15 protein-coding genes and 1 pseudogene are annotated in these 18,763 nt (G+C 62.2%); 4 read left to right on the top strand and 12 right to left on the bottom strand.

Annotation, left to right across the window (positions count from 1 at the left end):
* Positions 1 to 193, bottom strand: a pseudogene (locus tag H145_RS23965) (IS982 family transposase); the annotation flags it as partial.
* Here H145_RS23965 and gntA point away from each other — a divergent pair.
* Together gntA and H145_RS0104830 are read left to right on the top strand one after the other, a co-directional pair.
* The gene (gene gntA, locus H145_RS0104835) at positions 172 to 954 is read left to right on the top strand and encodes a guanitoxin biosynthesis heme-dependent pre-guanitoxin N-hydroxylase GntA (RefSeq protein ID WP_083937681.1); all 783 of its coding nucleotides are present in this window, start codon (positions 172 to 174) and stop codon (positions 952 to 954) included. The pseudogene H145_RS23965 and the gene gntA sit on opposite strands and share 22 nt — an antisense overlap.
* 3 nt (positions 955 to 957) lie before the next feature.
* Positions 958 to 1,557 (top strand): DUF1989 domain-containing protein, encoded by a 600-nt coding sequence (locus H145_RS0104830; RefSeq protein WP_019947009.1) that lies wholly within the window; start codon positions 958 to 960, stop codon positions 1,555 to 1,557.
* Between the two features lie 121 nt (positions 1,558 to 1,678).
* Here H145_RS0104830 and H145_RS23210 read toward each other — a convergent pair whose 3' ends face one another.
* The 7 genes from H145_RS23210 to H145_RS0104800 form a co-directional block, all read right to left on the bottom strand.
* Positions 1,679 to 2,398, bottom strand: coding sequence for a WG repeat-containing protein (locus H145_RS23210; RefSeq protein ID WP_240471661.1), 720 nt, complete (start codon positions 2,396 to 2,398; stop codon positions 1,679 to 1,681).
* 147 nt (positions 2,399 to 2,545) lie between these two features.
* Positions 2,546 to 3,952 carry a dihydrolipoyl dehydrogenase gene (gene lpdA / locus H145_RS0104825; protein ID WP_019947008.1) on the bottom strand — a complete coding sequence of 469 codons (1,407 nt, stop codon included), beginning with the start codon at positions 3,950 to 3,952 and terminating at the stop codon, positions 2,546 to 2,548.
* Positions 3,953 to 4,443: 491 nt separating this feature from the next.
* The gene (locus H145_RS0104820) at positions 4,444 to 5,133 is read right to left on the bottom strand and encodes a carboxypeptidase-like regulatory domain-containing protein (protein ID WP_019947007.1); all 690 of its coding nucleotides are present in this window, start codon (positions 5,131 to 5,133) and stop codon (positions 4,444 to 4,446) included.
* Positions 5,134 to 5,198: 65 nt separating this feature from the next.
* Entirely contained in the window at positions 5,199 to 5,648 is a 450-nt protein-coding gene (locus tag H145_RS0104815) for a hypothetical protein (protein ID WP_019947006.1), read from the bottom strand.
* A 144-nt stretch (positions 5,649 to 5,792) separates the two neighbouring features.
* Positions 5,793 to 6,170, bottom strand: a complete 378-nt coding sequence (locus H145_RS0104810) for a hypothetical protein (RefSeq protein WP_019947005.1) — start codon at positions 6,168 to 6,170, stop codon at positions 5,793 to 5,795.
* 452 nt (positions 6,171 to 6,622) lie between these two features.
* Positions 6,623 to 7,336, bottom strand: coding sequence for a Crp/Fnr family transcriptional regulator (locus H145_RS20005; RefSeq protein WP_083937679.1), 714 nt, complete (start codon positions 7,334 to 7,336; stop codon positions 6,623 to 6,625).
* A 288-nt stretch (positions 7,337 to 7,624) separates the two neighbouring features.
* Positions 7,625 to 9,277, bottom strand: coding sequence for a M1 family metallopeptidase (locus tag H145_RS0104800; protein ID WP_240471660.1), 1,653 nt, complete (start codon positions 9,275 to 9,277; stop codon positions 7,625 to 7,627).
* 356 nt (positions 9,278 to 9,633) lie between these two features.
* On the opposite strand from H145_RS0104800, the gene H145_RS20000 reads away from it, so the two are divergent.
* Positions 9,634 to 10,569, top strand: a complete 936-nt coding sequence (locus H145_RS20000) for an EamA family transporter (protein WP_019947002.1) — start codon at positions 9,634 to 9,636, stop codon at positions 10,567 to 10,569.
* A gap of 225 nt (positions 10,570 to 10,794) precedes the next feature.
* Positions 10,795 to 11,184, top strand: a complete 390-nt coding sequence (locus H145_RS22550; protein ID WP_019947001.1) for a group III truncated hemoglobin — start codon at positions 10,795 to 10,797, stop codon at positions 11,182 to 11,184.
* Between the two features lie 201 nt (positions 11,185 to 11,385).
* Here the strand turns inward: H145_RS22550 and odhB are convergent, their stop codons facing one another.
* The 4 genes from odhB to H145_RS0104770 form a co-directional block, all read right to left on the bottom strand.
* Entirely contained in the window at positions 11,386 to 13,059 is a 1,674-nt protein-coding gene (gene odhB, locus H145_RS0104785) for a 2-oxoglutarate dehydrogenase complex dihydrolipoyllysine-residue succinyltransferase (RefSeq protein WP_019947000.1), read from the bottom strand.
* A gap of 104 nt (positions 13,060 to 13,163) precedes the next feature.
* A complete protein-coding gene (locus tag H145_RS0104780; RefSeq protein WP_019946999.1) occupies positions 13,164 to 16,013 on the bottom strand; it encodes a 2-oxoglutarate dehydrogenase E1 component in 2,850 nt (949 codons plus the stop codon).
* 263 nt (positions 16,014 to 16,276) lie between these two features.
* The gene (gene chrA / locus H145_RS0104775) at positions 16,277 to 17,515 is read right to left on the bottom strand and encodes a chromate efflux transporter (RefSeq protein WP_019946998.1); all 1,239 of its coding nucleotides are present in this window, start codon (positions 17,513 to 17,515) and stop codon (positions 16,277 to 16,279) included.
* Positions 17,516 to 17,698: 183 nt separating this feature from the next.
* On the bottom strand, positions 17,699 to 18,676 hold the full coding sequence (locus H145_RS0104770; RefSeq protein WP_019946997.1) for an isopenicillin N synthase family dioxygenase: 978 nt from the start codon (positions 18,674 to 18,676) through the stop codon (positions 17,699 to 17,701).
* Positions 18,677 to 18,763 lie beyond the last annotated feature (87 nt).

Here is an 18,763-nt window from a genome sequence, read left to right as displayed (position 1 = left end):
CCCAATGCTGCTCCATGTAGTGCTTGGCCACCACCAGGTTGCCGCCAAAAAAGCGGGCCGCTACCAGGGCCGTGGTCAGCACCTGCGCATCGGTCAAACGGCGGCCCGAAGCCGGTAGCGGGCTGCCGGCGGGACGCGTAAAACGAATCAAATCATCGAGAACACAGTACATTGCAACGGTCTGTTCGCGCATGGTCGGCAGGGCTTGAAGGGGTCGAATACTTCAAACCTAGGCTGTTCAAGCCGAACAGACCTTTTTTTTGGCCCCGCTATACCCCGCAACTTGGGTTTGCTATAGAACGCCCGATTGAAGTACAGGAATACTTCGATTATATCACCAACAAAGACTTCCCCTGCGTAGCCGCCAAAACTGCCTTCACCTGGAACCAGCTCCAGTGCCTGGTAGTCGACCACATGGCCTGCCCCAAAGACGACGCGGCCATTCTCGACTTTATTTACGGCTTTGTGGATACCTACCGGCAGGCCGAGAAGCTCTACCACAGCGCGGCCGTCATCTTCCGCGGGCCCACGGCGCCCGACGAGGCCATGTTCGAGGAGCTGTTCTGGCAGCGGCTGCAGTCGTTGGCCAACCTCGATGCCCGGCGCTACAGCCACGACCCGCGCGTGGTGCCCGACCCGGCCTCGCCCGATTTCAGCTTCAGTCTGAAAGAAGAGGCGTTCTTTGTGGTGGGGCTGCACCCCGGCAGCAGCCGGGCCGCGCGGCAGTTCAAGTACCCCACCATCGTGTTCAACGCGCACAACCAGTTCGAGCAAATCAGGGCCAACGGGCGCTACGACAAGCTGCGCGACACCATCCGGACCCGCGACGCGGCGTATTCGGGCTCGGTGAACCCCATGCTGCAGAACTACGGCCAGGCCTCGGAAGTGTACCAATATACGGGCAAAGCCTACGACGAAACGTGGAAATGCCCTTTTCTAAACCCTCATACCTGATTGATGTCTGACCCCGCAACCCCGCATACCATCGCCCCGCGCAGCGGCACGGCTTTTTTGCTGCGCAAAGGCCAGCGCCTGCGCATCACCGACCCGCAGGGCGAGCAGGTATCGGATTTCGTGTGCTTCAACCAGCACGACCCCGCCGAGTACCTGTCCTCGGGCCGCACCATCGACTACGCCGAAACGATTTTCCTCACCACCGGCCACCCGTTCTACTCCAACCGCAGCAACGTGATGTTTGAGATGGTGGAGGACACGGTGGGCCGCCACGACTTCCTGCTCACACCCTGCTCGGCCGATACCTTCCGCATCATTTACGGGCACGAGCACCCGCACCGCGGCTGCTTCGGCAACCTGAGCGAGGCGCTGGCCCCCTACGGCATCACGCCCGACCAGATTCCCATCTGCTTCAATGTGTTTATGCACGTAACCGTTGATGGCGATACGGGCCGCGTGGACGTGCTGCCGCCCAAAAGCCGCGCCGGCGACTACGTCATCATCGAAGCCAAAATGGACCTGATTGTGGGCATGACGGCCTGCTCGGCCGAAATGTCGAACAACTACGCCTTCAAGCCCATCGTGTACGAAGTGCTGGCATAAGGCTGCGCCGCGTCCCGGTACCCTACTACAAAAAGCGGCCGAAGCTCCTGGGAGCTTCGGCCGCTTTTGCATCTTTCAGTACCAGTCGGTTACACATAAATACAATACCAACTGCTTTCCGTCACCATTCGCTTTTGCTATCAGGCGGGAACGGATAAGTCTGGGTTGTATCAGGCCGCTGACCATAGCGGGTATAGGAACGGGCTGATAACCGCCGGCCCTTTCGGTTTATAAGGAAAACATCTGTCCCATTCACGGCCTCTAACCACTTTGTATTTTCTCTTACGGGGCTCAATTCATCATACTGCAAAGGCGCAACAACACGCCCGCGTCGGTTGATGATACCCCACTTGCCGCCGCGCCATACCATATGTTCCGTATCACCCGGATACAACGGCTCTTGGTGGCTACCCTGTCCAACAATGCTGTACCCATGCTGAAAGGGGTGTGCAATGGTAAACTGTGCGGGTATTTTTACTCGACCGCGTCGGTTCGCAAACCCCACTTGGGCGCTATCATTTGTGTAGCGCATTAAGCCTTGCGCTACATAATCGGGTCCATTGTCGAAGAAAAAAGCGCGCACTGTTCGCTCCCCCCAGGCATTTAACAGCCACGGTAAGCCTCTTTGGGTAGAGTCCCATGCTTCTATCAGCACCCGGCGGGGCAAAGGCTGCGGCTTGCTGTCTGAGAGTTGACTATATAAGCCAGTATAGTGCCCGCCAATAGTTTGGCCGGTGCGTTTATCCTGAAAGTAATAATGTCCCACCCCATCTTCGACAAATAATGGCCTTGCGGGGCGGCAGGCTACAAACACCAACACGCCTATACTTCCGGCTAGCATCTTTTTCACTGTCTGTAATCCATTGAAGTGGGGTGAGGCAAACGCTATTCTTCAGTATTTCTTGCTTATTTTTAGTTTCAGGGACACAAAAATAGCCAGAACTGCCATTGAGCAGTTCTGGCTATTTCATGCATTTGCAAGACGTGATTACATGTGGATGGCCCGGTTCTCGGTGGCGGCGAGGCAGGCTTCCTTCATGGCTTCGGCGTAGGTGGGGTGGGCGTGGCTCATGCGGGCCACGTCTTCGGCGGAGGCGCGGAACTCCATGGCCGTGACGGCTTCGGCAATCAGGTCGGCGATGCGCGGGCCCACCATGTGCACGCCCAGGATTTCGTCGGTCGTTTTGTCGGCCAGCACCTTCACGAAGCCGTCGAGGTCGCCGGAGGCGCGGGCGCGACCCGAGGCGCGGAAGGGGAAGTTGCCGGTTTTGTAGGCCCGGCCTTCTTCCTTCAGCTGCTCTTCGGTGTAGCCCACTCCCGCCGCTTCGGGCCAGGTGTACACCACGCCCGGAATGAGCAGGTAGTTGATGTGGGGCTTCTGGCCGGCCAGGGTTTCGGCCACGAATACGCCTTCTTCCTCGGCCTTGTGGGCTAGCATGGCGCCGCGCACCACGTCGCCGATGGCGTAGATGCCGGGCACGTTGGTTTGCAGGTGCTCATCGACCTTGATGCGGCCGCGCTCCTCCATCTCGATGCCGGCAGCCTCCAGGTTCAGGCCCGCCGTGTAGGGCGAGCGGCCCACCGCTACCAGGCAGTAGTCGCCCTGCACCTGCACCTGCTCGCCCTTGGGGCTGGTGGCGGTTACCGTTACGGTGTCGCCCGCGCGGGTGGCGCCGGTTACCTTGTGGCCCAGCAGAAACTTGATGCCGATTTTGCCCAGCACCCGCTTCAGCTCCTTGCCGATGCTGGAGTCCATGGTGGGCACCAGCGCGTCGGTGTACTCGATAACGGTTACTTCGGAACCCAGGCGGGCGTAGATGGAGGCCATTTCGAGGCCAATCACGCCGCCGCCAATCACGACGAAGCTCTTGGGCACTTCGCGGATATTCAGGGCCTCGGTGCTGGTGATGATGCGCTCCTTGTCCTGGCTGATGAAGGGCAGCACCGTGGGCTTCGAACCGCTGGCGATGATGACGTTCTTGGTTTCAATCTGCTGCTCCTCGCCGCCGCCCGTGGGCACGATTTTGATGTGCGTTTTATCGACGAATGAGCCCAGGCCGTGCAGCACGTCGATTTTATTCTTCTTCATCAGGTACACGATGCCGTCGGTGTTGGCCTTCACCACGCCGTTTTTGCGGTCGTTCATCTGGGGCATGTTTACCCGCAAATCACTCAGCTCAATGCCGTGCTCCTTAAAGGTGCTGTGGGCGTTGTGGTAGTGCTCGGTGCTGTCGAGCAGGGCCTTGCTGGGGATGCAGCCCACGTTGAGGCAGGTGCCGCCCAGCGTGTCGTACTTCTCGATAAGCGCGGTTTTGAGGCCCAGCTGGGCGCAACGGATAGCGGCCACATAGCCGCCCGGTCCCGAGCCGATGACGGTAACGTCGTACTGATTCATAGTCAGAAAATAGCAGTGGAAATCAACTGCCCGCAAAGGTAGCGGTTGCGGCGGGGAATAGGTGAAATAGTGATTTGGTGAAATGGTGAGTTTGATGTTCGGAAGGTGCCTGTCATCCTGAGCATGTGGCGTATCAAGCCAGTGTCGAAGGACCTATACAGAGGCTACCATCAAACAATAGCTCCTGTATAGGTCCTTCGCAAGCTCAGAATGACAAGCGGGTTCATGTACACAAACGGCTCCCCCACCGGCCGAAGCCGGCAGAGGAGCCGTAAAGGGACCAGACCGGCCCGAAAGCAGCGAAGCACCGCCTCACTTCCAGGCCGCCCGGGCGGCCTGCAACCTTCCGGGCAGCACATGCGGCAGCACTTCGCCTTAACCTGCTTCCGGCCGGCACTACCCCGCCCGGAAGCCAGAACTGCGCAAGCGGGAGGCAGAAACCGACAGCAGGAGCCGGTTCGCCACGGGGCCGCTTGTGCTCTTTTAGCAGCTTAGAAAGACCACCAATGGCGTTTGGCGGCAGCACGGGGCCGCAGCGTCACGTCGGCGGCGGCCCCGTCGGGCTGCGCGCTCAGGTCGGCGTCGTGGTAGCCGCCGTAGCCGTAGCGCAGGGCCGTGCCGGCGGGCACTACCAGCGCGTACTCGCCCCGGGCGTCGGTCGATACCCCGCGGCTGGTGCCCGGCTGCAGCACCGTGGCCCCTACCAGCGGCGCGCCCTTTTCGTCGACGATGCGGCCCCGCACCGTTACCATGCGCCGGGCCAGGCTGGCTTCGGCTACGTTGGCTTCGACCCCGGCCAGGTTGGCGGCCAGGGCTTCGGTGGGCAGGTTTTCAGTGAAGGGCGTGTGCTCGGAGGGCAGGTGCGTACCGGCAAACACCATGGTGCCCACCAGCACGGCCGAAGCCACCAGGCTGCCGGCCCGCCGCCGGAACCGCACGGGCTCGGCCCGGATGTGGGCCAGCTGCCGGTGCACCCAGCTGGGGGCCGCCTCGGCATCGTCGGCGGCGCGCAGGTGCTGCCAGCGCGTAAGAGTTTCGTGGGCCTGGCCGGCGTCGCGGTGCAGGTAGGCCTCCACGGCCTGGGCCGAGGCTTTGCTCAGGTCGCCGCGCAGGTAGGCGTCGCGGTACACCGGCAGCAGGTCGCCGGTTTGGGGGTCGAAGGGAGAAGCAGTAAGTTTCATACCAAAGCAGTTAGGGGTTAGAAGGTGAGACAACTGCCGCGGAAGATGCCCACTGCCCCGCCTCGTCAGGTGTCGCAGGTGCGCATTACTTCGCGGGCAATGGCCAGGTTGGTGTCGTGGCAGTCGACGGCCACGTACAGAAAACGCTTGCCATCGGGCAGCAGCCGCAGCAGGTGCAGCTGGCGGCGCAGCGTGATGAGCAGCTCGGTTAGCTGCTCCTGCTGCTCCGACAGCCCGAGGGCCTTCAGGGCCTGCTGCTGCTGGCGGAGCACCGCGGCGTTGAAGCCGATGATTTTGGCCGGGTCGAAGTCTTTGCTGCTGGTGTAGGAAGCCAGCAGCCGCCCGTCGGCCACCTCGCCCACGGCGGCGGCCACCAGTTCGGGCAGGCCGCCGAGCACGCGCCGGAGCAAGCCTTCGGCGTTGGCCCGGCCCGGTCCGGCCGGGGCCACGCCCACAATTTTGTTCAGGGGCGGGCCGGTCAGGCTTTGCAGATGATGTAGAAAGGGGATGTTCATGGCGCCAGGGCTAGCCGGGGCGCCGCGAGTCCGCCGCCCGACCCAGGGGGCCGGCGGCCGGAAAAGGCCGGCCGTGCGCAGCGGCGCCGTTGCGGGGTGGGCCAGCGGCCGGCAGCCCCGCAACGGGCGTCGCGGCAGCCGGAATTAGTTGAGCGACGGAGCGTGGGCGCGCAGTACCTCGCGGGCAATGGCCAGGTTGGTGTCGCGCGAGCTCACGACCAGGTAGATAAACTTGTTGCTTTCGGTGAGCTTGAGCAGGTGAATCTGGTTGGTGAGCGTGATGAGGATGTCATCAATCGATTCGCCGGCGAGCTTGAGGGCCGCCATGGCCTTCTGCTTCTGCTTTACCACTTCGGTGTTGTAGGCCGCGGCCGTATCGGGGTTGATGCCGGCGGCGTTGGAATGCGAGGCCAGGCTCATGCCGGAATTCACATCAACTACGGCCACGGCCAGCAGGGCCGGCAGGTCGTTGATGATATCCTGGACTACTTTGCCAGCGGGGTTGTTTACGGAGTAAGCCATTTTGATGCAGGGGAAGAGGAACTGTGGAAGTGAAAAGCCGGATTGATCTGGAGTCGGGCGGAAGCTGCCGTAATGCGGGTGCGCGGGCCCACGGTGGCCGGCACTACGGTAGCGCGCTGTCTCCAATTCAACCACCTGCCCAACCGCTGGCAGCGGCGATGAACAGGGTGGCTTGCCCTACAAAAGTCCCTTATTAACCGACGAAAAGAAATGACGGCGCTTACCCCCGGAAATGTTTATGGTTAAACTTTTCCCGGCCCATACATTATGGGACACCATTTTGGGATTAGGATAATCCAACTTTACCCCACCTTCTTCCCACTGCCCGCAAAAAGCCGCTCCCCAGGCGGCCGGGGCCACCTGGGGAGCTACGCAACGGCCCGAAAAACGGTTTCGGCCGGCTGATTTTTGCGGGTTGATGCAGGGCCCAGGCTGGGCCGCGAAGTCCGCGGCTAGTCGTAGAGGCTGGCTACTTCGCGCAGGTTTTCCAGGCCCCGGATGCTGATGCGGCTGCCCTGAGTGGTCAGCAGGCCTTCCTGCCGAAATTCGGAGAGCAGGCGGCTGGCGGTTTCCTTGGTTGTGCCGCTGAGGGCCGCCAAGTCGTCGCGCGAAACGGGAATGCTGAAATAGGCGGCGGAAGCAGCGGCGGGCCGAAAAGCCGCGTGCAGCAGCAGCAGCGCCCCGGCCACCCGCTCGCGCACGGGCTTGTAGGCGCTGTGCAGCAGCCGCTGCTCGGCGTCGCCCAGGTTGCGGGCCAGCAGCCGCAAAAGCGCCTGCGAAAACTGCGGATTCTGGGCCAGCAGGCTGAAAAAGTCGGGCCGTGGCACCAGGCACACGATGCAGTCGGTGAGGGCCGTGGCGGCGGTGGTGCAGATGTCGCCGCTCATCAGCGAGCGGTAGCCCAGCACGTCGCCCTCGCGGGCCAGCCGGATAATCTGCTCCTTGCCATCGGCGCTACGGTTGGAAACCTTCACCTTGCCCTCGTACACGCAGTAGAGCCCCACGGCCCGGGCGCCCATCGCAAATATGAGCTGCCCCTTGCGGTAAAACTGGTGCATTTTGCCCCCCTCCACCAGCGCCAGCTCGGTATGGTGGCAGGCGCCCAGCAACGACTGCTGGTAATGCGGGCACTGCTGACAGTTGCTCGGGACTATAGGTGCAGTCATCTAATCAGTTTATAAATCCGCCACGTTCAGCCCGTCACACTATTTACATAAATAGTGCAATCAATAACCTGAATTCACCAATACCCTGAAGCCTGGTCAGGCAGCAAGAGGCAATAAAAAATCACGCCGAACAGACAATCTTCGGCCCAGCATAGTTCTATCCGTTACTCAAATTTAGGCATTTACATGAAAACACCTTTATAAACGATACGTTTCCGGCAATGCACAAGCAGTCTGGCCGCTTCCCATATTGAAAGCAGGAGGTATTAAAATAAGAATATAACCGTTCTATTCCGCCAGCACTCCTATATAGAAGTTCTCCGTGTCCAGCTCCAGGTTCTCCCTGGTCAGCCCCGGCAGGTTTACGGGCTGGAAGGTGGTAGTCAGGGGCAGGGCGACGAAGCCGGCGGTACCCTGCACACGCAGGCGGGCGGGCAGGGCGAAACCAGGCGCAGCGGCCACCCAGCGGGCCAGCGGCGGGCCGGTAGCCGGGAAGCGCACCTCCAGCACCGGCAGGCCGGCGTGGCGCAGGTACTGGTCGAAGACGGGCGTCAGGTTCTGGCCGGTCTGCTGGTTGAAGTAGTCGACTACCTGCTTCGTGGTGATGGTCTGGTGAAAGAAGGTGCGGTTGAGGCCCCGCAGCAGCTCGCGCCACTTCGCATCGTCGGGCACGTAGGCCGTGCGGATGAGGTGGAGCAGGTTGCTGCCCTTGTCGTACATATCCGACGAGCCTTCCTGATTGACGCCGTAGGGCCCGATGATGGGGCCGTCGTTGCGGATGTTGCGGCGCTGGCCGTGAATGTACTGGCGGGCGGCATCCTTGCCGAACTGGCTTTCCACGAACAGGGCCTCCGAGTAGGTCGTGAAAGCCTCGTGAATCCACATATCAGCAATATCCTTGCTCGTGAGGCTGTTGCCGAACCACTCGTGCCCGCTTTCGTGGATGATGATGAAGTCCCATTTCAGCCCCCAGCCGGTGGCCGAGCGGTCCTGGCCCCGGTAGCCGTTTTTGTACTCGTTGCCGTAGGCCACGGCGCTCTGATGCTCCATGCCCAGGTGGGGCGTTTCGACGAGCTTGTAGCCGTCCTCGTAGAACGGGTAGGGCCCGAACCAGTACTCCATGCTCTTGAGCATGGGTTTCACGTTTTCGCCGAACTGCTTTTTGGCCTGCGCCAGATTCTCGGGCAGCACCCAGTAGTCGAGCGTCAGGGGGCCCTTCTCGCCGGCGTAGGTATCCTGAAAGTGCGCGTAGTTGGCCACGTTCAGGGCCACATCGTAATTATTGATGGGGTTGCCTACGAACCAGTCGAAGCGGGTGGCGCCGCCTTTCAGCTTGGTGGTGCTCCGCAGGCGGCCGTTCGAAACGTTGGTCAGACCCCGGGGCACCGTTACGCTAATGAGCATGGAGTCGGGCTCGTCGGCCTGCTGGTCTTTGCAGGGCCACCAGATGCTGGCGCCCACGCCCTGGCAGGCCGTGGCCACCCAGGGCTGGCCCGCGCCGTGCTCGGCAAACACCACGCCCCCGTCCCAGGGCGCGTTCTTAGCGACAGTCGGCTGCCCGCCGTAGTACACCGTGAAGCTCGCCTGCTGGCCCTGCCGGATGAATTCCGGAAACGTGACGAAAACGGCGTTGAACTCGCGGGTAAACGGCAGCGGCCGGCCCTGGTACTCCACTTTCTCCACGGCCAGGTTGGCAAACAAGTCGAACTGCAGCCGCGTGAAGTCCCGCGTAGCCGTGAACCGGAACTCGTTGGAGCCCCGGATGGCCTGCCCGGCCACATCCAGCCGCACATCGAGGTGGTAGTAGTTGATATCGTAGCAGGCCCGCAACGGCGAGTTGTAGTCGCCCCGCAGCGAATCGGCGCGGCTGAAACCGGTGGGCGTGCCCTCCTGCAACAGCTGAGCTTTGGTGGCTGGAGCGGCGGCTAGTAAAAGGGCCAAAAGGAATAGGAAGCGGGACATAGGAAATGGAATCGTGAAGCGGTGCAGAGACGCAACCCTTTGCGTCTCGCCGTTGAACGGCAGGGCGGAACAGCAGGCGTCAAAAACGATGTAGAGACGCATAGTTGCGTCTCGTCGTTGAACGGCGGGGCACAATGGCAGGCGTCAGCAACGACGAGACGCAACTATGCATCTCTACACCGTTCAAGCAGGCAGCCGAACAACCGCACCTACAGACCCGGCCGGGCGCCCGACGTTGCGCCGACGCGGGGCGCAACGTCAGGCGCCCGGCCATGTTCCGCAGGAAGCCGCCAGCCAAAAGGCGCGTAATTTTGCGCAGCTTTTCTCTTCGCTTTATGCCGGCACCTTCGCCTACCTCTCCCCGCTCGCTCATTTTGCTGGCGCTGCTGGCTCTGTACCTTATCTGGGGCTCCACGTACCTGGCCACCAAAATCGCGCTGGGCGTCTGGCCACCGTTTCTGCTTTCGGCCATGCGCTATTCTATAGCCGGCAGCCTGCTCTACGGGGCGTTGCGGCTAAGTGGCGCCCCCGCCCCTTCGCGGCAGGACTGGGGCCGGGCGGCCATCATGGGGCTGTGTCTGCCGGTATTCGGCAACGGCGGCACCACGTTCGCCCAGCAGTATATTCCGTCGGGCATGACGGCCCTGCTGGTGGCCGCGGTGCCGATGTATCTGGCGCTGCTGGGCTGGGCTTCGGGCCTCACCCGCCGGCCCAACGCCAAGGTGCTGCTGGGCCTAGTGCTGGGCGTGGGCGGACTGCTACTGCTGCTTAAAACCGACAGCACGGCCCCGGTCCTGATTCCCGGCCACGCCCTGCTCGGCATCGGCGCCGTGCTGGTGGGCTCGTTTATGTGGGCCGTCGGTTCGCTTTACTCCCGCCAGAAGCCCGTCAGCGGCTCGCCCTTTATCGGCGTAGGCATGCAGATGCTGTGCGGCGGCTTCTACCTGCTCATCATCGGGCTGTTGCACGGCGAGGCCCCGGCCTTCCACCTCGACCAGGTACCTTTTAAAATCTGGGGGGCGCTGGCGTATCTGGTGGTCTTCGGTTCCATCATCGCACTGTCGGCCTACGTATGGCTGCTGAAGGTAGTCGAGCCGGCGCTGGCGGGCACCTACGCCTTCGTCAACCCGGTGGTGGCGCTGCTGCTGGGCTGGCTGTTTGCGGGCGAAACCCTGAACACCGGCATGCTGGGCGGTGCCGCCCTGATTGTGGCCGCCGTGGCCCTGGTGGTGCTGGGCGGCAAGCAGCCGCAGCCCCGCAAGCTGGCCTGACGCCTACGCTTGGGCACGCTGGTAGCGCAACTGTTACTCAGTTATTTACGATTACTCACTTAGGATTTTCAGGAGGCCGAAAGCCCTGGGTCGGCAGTGCGTGGCTACCCGATGCAACAAAAACAGGATACAGGTAAAAAGGCACCCGGTTTAGCGGCGAATATCAGGCAACCTGCGTAAATTCGCTGCGTATTCCAGAGCCCACCCACCCTTTCTTCCTGGCCTATGAAAACGTCCGTTACCCGTCCCGACATTCGTACCGAAGGCGACATCAAAACGCTGGTCGATTCGCTCTGCCACAAGGCCACCAACGACACGCTGCTGGGCGCCAGCTTCGCCGCCGCGGCCCGCATTCACTGGCCCCACTACCTCACGTCGCAGTATCGCTACTGGAGCAGCACGCTGCTCGGTGCCGGCACGGCCGAGGGCGAGCCGCTGCCCGAGCAGGTAGTGATGCCGCGCGGCGGCGCCCACATCGAGCACTGGCTGCAACTGTTCTCTTCCACCGTCGAGGAATACTTCGCCGGCTCCAAAGCCGAGCAGGCCAAGCAGCTGGCCCACCAGATGGCCACCCGCCTCAAAGCTCTGCGCAACCGCGAGCTACCCGTCGACTAGGACCACGGATTAGCGCGGATTCTGGCGGATTTCACGGATTTTGTGATCGGCGCAGACTGGCGCGAACACGAATCGGCTTTCTACATCCAACAGCCCGAAACAGAACGAGGCTTGCCGATTGGCAAGCCTCGTTCTGTTTCGGGCTGTTGCAGGACTACAAAATCCGTGAAATCCGCTAAAATCCACGCTAATCCGTGGTCCTTACACGCCCAGCAGCAAACGAGTTGGGTCTTCGAGCAGCTCCTTCACGCGCACCAGGAACGACACTGACTCGCGGCCGTCGATGATGCGGTGGTCGTAGCTCAGGGCCAGGTACATCATCGGGCGGATTACCACCTGCCCGTTCTCGGCTACCGGGCGCTGCACGATGTTGTGCATGCCCAGGATGGCCGATTGCGGGGCGTTGATGATGGGCGTGCTCATCATCGAGCCAAACACGCCGCCGTTGGTGATGGTGAACGTGCCGCCGGTCATCTGCTCCAGCGTCAGCTTGTTGTCGCGGGCCAGCGTGGCCAGCCGCACCACTTCCTTCTCGATGCCCTCGAAGCTCAGCTCCTCGGCGTTGCGGATAACCGGCACCACCAGCCCTTTGGGAGCCGAAACGGCGATGCTGATGTCGCAGAAGTCGTTGTACACGATGTCGGTGCCGTCAATCTGGGCGTTCACGGCGGGCCACTCTTTCAGGGCCACGCACACGGCTTTGGTGAAGAACGACATGAAGCCGAGGCCCACGCCGTTTTTCTCCTTGAAGCGGTCCTTGAACTTGGTGCGCAGGTCCATGATGGGCTGCATGTTCACCTCGTTGAAGGTAGTGAGCATGGCCGTCTCGTTCTTTACCGTTACGAGGCGGCGGGCCACCGTTTTGCGCAGGTTGCTCATCCGCTCGCGGCGCACGTTGCGGTTGCCCGAAGGCGCGTTGCCGGCCGTGGGCTGGCTGCTGGCCGGAGCCGGGGCAGCTTTGGCAGCCGGAGCGGCCGGAGCCGCGGCGGGCTTGGCCGAGGCGTTCTGGGCGTCTTCCTTCGTGATGCGGCCGTCGCGGCCGGTACCCGATACATCGGCGGCGCTGATGCCTTTCTCCCCCAGAATTTTACCGGCCGCCGGCGAAGGCGTGCCCGTAGCGTAGGAGCTGTTGCCGGTGCCGGCCGCAGCGTTGGCCGAAGCAGCCGGCGCGGCGGCTTTCGGCGCATCGGCCTTGGGGGCGCTGGCCGAAGTCGCGCCGCTGCCGCCCTCAATGCGGGCAATGGTGGCGCCGATATTGATGGTTTCGCCTTCCTTGGCGGCGTGGCGCAGCGTGCCGGCGGCCTCAGCGGGCAGCTCAAACGTAGCCTTGTCGGACTCCAGCTCGGCAATAATTTCGTCGCGCTCCACGCTGGCACCATCCTCCTTCAGCCATTTGGCCACGGTTACCTCAGTGATGGACTCGCCCACGGTCGGGATTTTCATTTCCACCGTCGCGCCGCCGCCGCTCTGGCCGCCGTTGCTGGCTGCCGCACCGGCCGCGCCGCCCTCAGGCCTGCCGCCGTAGCCGGCCTGGTCGCTGGCCTGCGGGTTTTCCTCGCCCTTGCTTACCGGGTCGGTAGCACCGGCCGGGGCCGTAGCGCCGGCGGCTGGGGCCGCTTTCGGAGCCGCCGCGCCCGCGCCGTCGCCGTCGATTTCGGCAATGGTGGTGCCGATGTCGATGGTTTCGCCCTCGGCTACCTTGATGCGGAGCACGCCGGCCTGCTCGGCGGGCAGCTCAAACGTGGCCTTGTCCGACTCCAGCTCGGCAATGATTTCATCGCGCTCCACGGTGTCGCCGTCGGCTTTCAGCCACTTGGCAATGGTTACTTCGGTGATGGATTCGCCAACGGCGGGGATTTTAATTTCCAGACCCATAGGTGGGGGGATTTGAAGGGTTTCGGGAGTGAGAGTTAAAGCTAAGCGGCTGCTTTTGAACGGAAGCTAACAGCTAATAGCCATCAGCTAACAGCTCAAATTAGCTAGTCCTGCTTTTTGGCAATGGCGTTTACTTCTTCGATTACCTCGTCGGCTACGGCTTCGCGGGGCTTGTCGAAGGCGCGGGCTACCACTTCCTTCTGCTCCTGCAGGTGCACTTTGTTGTAGCCGGTGGCCGGCGAAGCCGAGGGCTTGCGCGACACCACATCTTCCAGCTCGCGGCGCATGAAGCGCAGCAGGTAATTCCAGTAGCCCATGTTTTCGGGCTCTTCCTGCACCCAGTACACCTTGGCCTTGGGGTACTTGGCCAGCTCGGCCTGCAGCTGCTGCTGCGGGAAGGGGTGCAGCTGCTCGAGGCGCACAATGGCCACGTCGCGGCGCTCCGACTGCTGCTGCTCATCGAGCAAATCGAAATACACTTTGCCCGAGCACAGCAGCACGCGCTTCACTTTCTTGGCCTCGGCGTAGTTGTCGCCGAGCACCTCGTGGAAGCGGCCGCTGGTGAAATCCTCCACCGGCGACACGCACAGCGGGTTGCGCAGCATCGATTTGGGCGACATGACGATGAGTGGCTTGCGGAACTCCCAGGTCAGCTGCCGGCGCAGGGCATGGAAGAAGTTGGCCGGCGTGGTCAGGTTGGCCACGATGATGTTGTTTTCGGCGGCCAGCTGCAGGAACCGCTCGGGGCGGGCGTTGGAGTGCTCGGGACCCTGGCCCTCGTAGCCGTGGGGCAGCAGCATCACGAGGCCGTTCATGCGCTGCCACTTGCTTTCCGAACTCACCACGAACTGGTCAATCATGGTCTGGGCGCCGTTGGCGAAGTCGCCGAACTGCGCCTCCCACACCACCAGGGCGGTGGGGTTGGCCAGCGCGTAGCCGAATTCAAAGCCCAGCACCGCGTACTCGCTCAGCAGCGAGTTGTAGATGCGCAGCGTCTGCTGGTCGTCGGCAATGTGGTTGAGCGAGTTGTAGGGCGCCGACGTTTCGGCGTCGTGGAGTACGGCGTGGCGGTGTGAGAACGTGCCGCGCTGCACATCCTGGCCGCTTACGCGCACAATGTGCTTATCAAGCAGCAGCGACCCGTAGGCCAGCAGCTCGCCAGCGGCCCAGTTCAGCACGCGCGTTTCGAAGAACATCTTGCGGCGCTCCTCCATCAGCTTATCAATCTGCTTGAGGGGCCGGAAGCCTTCGGGCAGCGTGGTCAGGGCGCGGCCCACCTGGGCTATGGCCTCCTCGCTGATGCCGGTTTCGGGGCTCTGCTCGAAATCGGCGGGGGTGCTGCGGCGCAGGCTGCGCCACTCGTTTTCGAGGGCCTGGTAGTTGTAGGGCAGGGCCTTTTGCTTCACCAAATCGAGGCGGGCCTGCAGGGTGTCGCGGAACTCCTTGTCCAGCTCGTCAGCCAGCTCGGCATCCACGTCGCCGCGGGCCACCAGCGCGGCGTTGTACACTTCGCGCGGGTTCTGGTGCTTGCTGATGAGGTTGTAAAGCGTGGGCTGGGTGAACTTGGGCTCGTCCGACTCGTTGTGGCCGTGGCGGCGGTAGCACACCATATCAATGAAGATATCGGCGTGGAACTCCTGGCGGTACTCGGTGGCCAGCTGCACGGCAAACACCACGGCCTCGGGGTCGTCGCCGTTCACGTGCAGCACCGGCGCATCAATAATCTTGGCCAGGTCGGTGGAGTAAATCGACGAGCGGCCATCCTCGAAATCAGTGGTGAAGCCCACCTGGTTGTTGATGACGAAGTGAATGGTGCCGCCCGTGCGGTAGCCCTCCAGCTGCGACATCTGCGTCACCTCGTAGCCGATGCCCTGGCCCGAGAGGGCCGCGTCGCCGTGGATGAGGATGGGCATTACTTTGTTGAAGTCGTTGCCGTAGCCGTGGTCGAGCTTGGCGCGCACGAAGCCCTCCACCACCGGGTTTACGGCTTCGAGGTGCGAGGGGTTGGGCGCCAGCTTCAGGTTCACTTTGCGGCCGTCCACGTCCACCTGGCTGCTATAGCCCATGTGGTACTTCACGTCGCCGTCGCCCATGGTCAGGTCGGGCACGGCGGTGCCCTGGAACTCCGAGAAAATCTGCTCGTAGGTCTTGCCCATGATGTTGGCCAGCACGTTCAGGCGGCCACGGTGAGCCATGCCAATCATCACTTCCTCCACGCCCAGCTCGGCGCCCTTGCGGATGATGGCGTCGAGGGCCGGAATGGTGGTTTCGCCGCCTTCGAGCGAGAAGCGCTTCTGCCCCAAAAACTTGGTATGCAGGAAGTTCTCGAACACCACGGCCTCGTTGAGCTTGCTCAGGATGCGCTTCTTGAACTCCTTGGTCGGCTTGAAGCTCAGCGACTCGCGCTCCACCTTGTCGCGGAACCAGTCGAGCACTTTCGGGTCGCGGATGTAGGTGTACTCGAAGCCGATGGTGCGGGTGTATATCTTCTTCAGCGCCTCCAGAATCTGGCGCAGCGTGGCGTTGTCATCGAGGCCGACGATGACGTTGCCGCTACTGAACACGGTGTCGAGGTCGGCGTCGCTCAGACCGAAATCAGCCAGCTGCAGGTAGGCTTTGCGGTCTTTCCGCTCGCGCACCGGGTTAGTGTTGGCCACAAGGTGGCCGCGGCTGCGGTAGGCATAAATCAGGTTGCGCACCTGCGTCTGCTTGTCGCCCGACTCGCGGTCGACGGAGCGGATGGGCGGGGCGTTGTTGGTGCTGGCCGGCGTCAGGATAGCGCCCTCGCCATCGGCCTGCGGCATGTCGCCGTCGGGGAACTTCTGCGAGAAGTCGAAGCCTTCGAAAAACTTCTGCCAGCCGAAATCAACCGATTCCGGGTCGTTTTTGTACGATTGGTACAGCTGGTCGATGAACTCGCCATTGGCGTTGGCGATGTAGGAATACTGGTCCATGCGGTGGGAAATGGTAGATTCAGGAAGTAAAGGTATATAGCTTTCCAAGAAGGCTAAAACCTATATGTGCATACGCAAATATGCCTGATGGTTAGAGGCGTAAAAAAACGCCTCACTGGATCGGAGAGTCGTTCAGCTAAAGCTATTGAAATAAATACGGCCGGCGCTACAGTCCGTTGGATTAAGCGCCTGGCTCGTACGGTTTGCCCCTTGGCGGGACGGGCGCCCACAAAATGCGGGCCAGCAGTACCCCAGCCAGCCGGCTAGAACACTAGCCCGGCGGCCAGGGCCGCGCCCACAATAATATAGGAGGGCACTTTATTCCAGAGCAGCAGCAGAAACGTGGCGCCAATCAGGCCCAGATTTACGGGCGTATCGGGCAGCGGGTGGTAAAGCAGAAAGGTGGCGGCCCACACAAAGCCCGCCGACACGGCGTTGATGCCTTCGAGCGAGGCTTTTACTACGCGGTAGCGCTTGAGCTGGTCCCAGAACCGAATCAGGAAGAAGATGAGCAGCGTGCCGGGCATGAAAATGCCCGCCGCCCCTACCAGTGCGCCCAGCAGCTGCCCGCTCAGGCCGCTGCCGCCCTGCCCGCGCATGGCCAGCGCCCCGATGTAGGCGGCAAATGAGAAGTTAGGCCCCGGCAGCGCCTGCACCAGTCCCAGCCCCGACAGAAATTCCTCCGACGTGAGGTAGTGCTTGAACTCGACGAACTCGGTGTAGAGCAGCGGGGCCAGCACCTGCCCGCCCCCAAACACGAGGCTGCCGTTGCGGTAGAAGTTCTCGAACAGGCGCACCGGCAGCAGCTGGGTGTACTGGCCCAGCACGGCGGCGCCAATCAGCACGCCCAGCCAGAGCACGAAGTTGGCCCACTCAATCTGCATGGGCAGCTTGTCCTGGCGGGGCATTTTGCGGTAGCGGAAAGTGGTCACCAGCCCGCCGGCCAGCAGCAGAATGGGCATCAGCCAGGGCACCTGCACCACATACACCAGCAGGGCCGCCAGCACCAGCAGCCCCACGGCGGTTTTGGTATGAATGACTTTGCGGGCGATGGTGTAGGCCGAATACGCCACGAAGCCCACCGCCACCGGCTGCACGTACTGCACCAGCCGCATCACCAGCGCCTTATCCAAGTAGCTCACCGATAGGCCCGCCACCGTCATGATGGTGACGGCCGGCAGCATCCAGACCAGCAGCGTGAGGTAGGCCAGGTTGGGGCCGCCGAGCCGGAAGCCAATGGCCGTAATAATCTGGGTGGAGGACGGGCCGGGCAGAATCTGGCATAGCGCCATTAGCTCCAGCAGCTCGGGGGCACTCAGGTAGCGGCGCTTATCCACGAGCAGGCGCAGCATCATGGCCAGGTGGGCCTGCGGGCCGCCGAAAGCCGTGAGGCCCAGCGCCGCCACATCCTTGAGAAAGATGAGGTTGCGCCCGCGCTTCACCGGCGGCGGTGAGCCGGGCGGCGGAGCCAGCGTACTATCGGCGGGGGTGGGCGCAGGCAAGGCGGAAAGGCGCGGGGCAATGGTGAAGGCTGACCAAGATAAAGGTTGGCCGTTATAAAGCCCATGCGGGCAGTAGCAACCGGCCCGAACGCCGCGAAGGGTTCGGGTAGAAGCCACTGTCAGTCAACAGCTTCTATCCGAACCCTTCGCGGTATTCAAAATCCTAATCGGCTTGTTATAGCCTTACTTCTTCTTCAGGCCCAGCTCAATCAGGCGCTCATTTAGGAACTCGCCGGCCGTGATGTCGGCTTCCTTCTTGGGGTTGTCGGCCGTCACGCAGCTTTCGAGGGCGGCCAGGCTCATTTCCGAGCGCGGGTGCATGAAGAACGGCACGCTGTAGCGCGAGGAGTTCATTTTCTCGCGCGCCGGGTTCACCACCCGGTGAATGGTGCTCTTGAGCACGCCGTTGGTCAGGCGCTGGAGCATGTCGCCCACGTTCACCACAATCTGGTCGGGCAGGGCCGTAATGGCAATCCACTCGCCGTCGCGGCGCAGCACCTGCAGGCCGTCGGCCGAAGCACCCATCAGCAGCGTAATCAGGTTGATGTCGCCGTGCTCGGCGGCGCGAACGGCGTCGGCCGGCACCTCGTCGGGGTTTTCGATGGGGTAGTAATGGATGGGGCGCAGGATGGAGTTGCCGTTGCGCACCTTGTCGTCGAAGTAGTTCTCGGGCAGCTCCAGGTACAGGGCAATGGCGCGTAGTACGTCTTTACCAGCCGATTCGAGGGTGCGGTAAGTCAGCAGGGAAGTGTCGGCGAAGCTTTCCACCTCGGCGGGCCAGATGTTGTCGGGGTACTCGGCGCCGATGGGGTCGGAAGCATCGTCCACTTCCTGGCCCACGTGGTAGAACTCCTTCAGGTCGCCGGTGTTGCGGCCCTTGGCGTGCTCCTTGCCCTTGCTCACGTAGCCGCGCTGGCCGGCCAGCTCGGGCTTCTCGTACTGCTGCTTTACATCGTCGGGCAACGAGAAGAAAGCTTTTACGTCGGTGTAGAGCTTGTCGGTTTGCTCGTTGCTGAGGCCGTGGTTTTTGAGGGCCACAAAGCCGATGTTCTGGTACGCCTCGCCGAGCTGCTGTACAAAGCGGGCCTTGCGCTCGGGGTCGCCGGAGCGGAAGTCGGCCAGATCGAGGGACGGAATTTCGTTGAGCAGTTGCGCTTCCATACAAGTAAAGCTGAATGAAAATGGAGACAATGGATGGGGCGGCAAGTTACTCAAAACCGGCCGCTGTTGCTGCCGGCCGCCCCGCCG

It is taken from the genome of Hymenobacter aerophilus DSM 13606 (assembly GCF_000382225.1).
Classification (GTDB): domain Bacteria; phylum Bacteroidota; class Bacteroidia; order Cytophagales; family Hymenobacteraceae; genus Hymenobacter; species Hymenobacter aerophilus.
The sequence above is the reverse complement of the archived record's forward strand: the minus strand, read 5'-3'. Positions and strand labels throughout refer to the sequence as shown.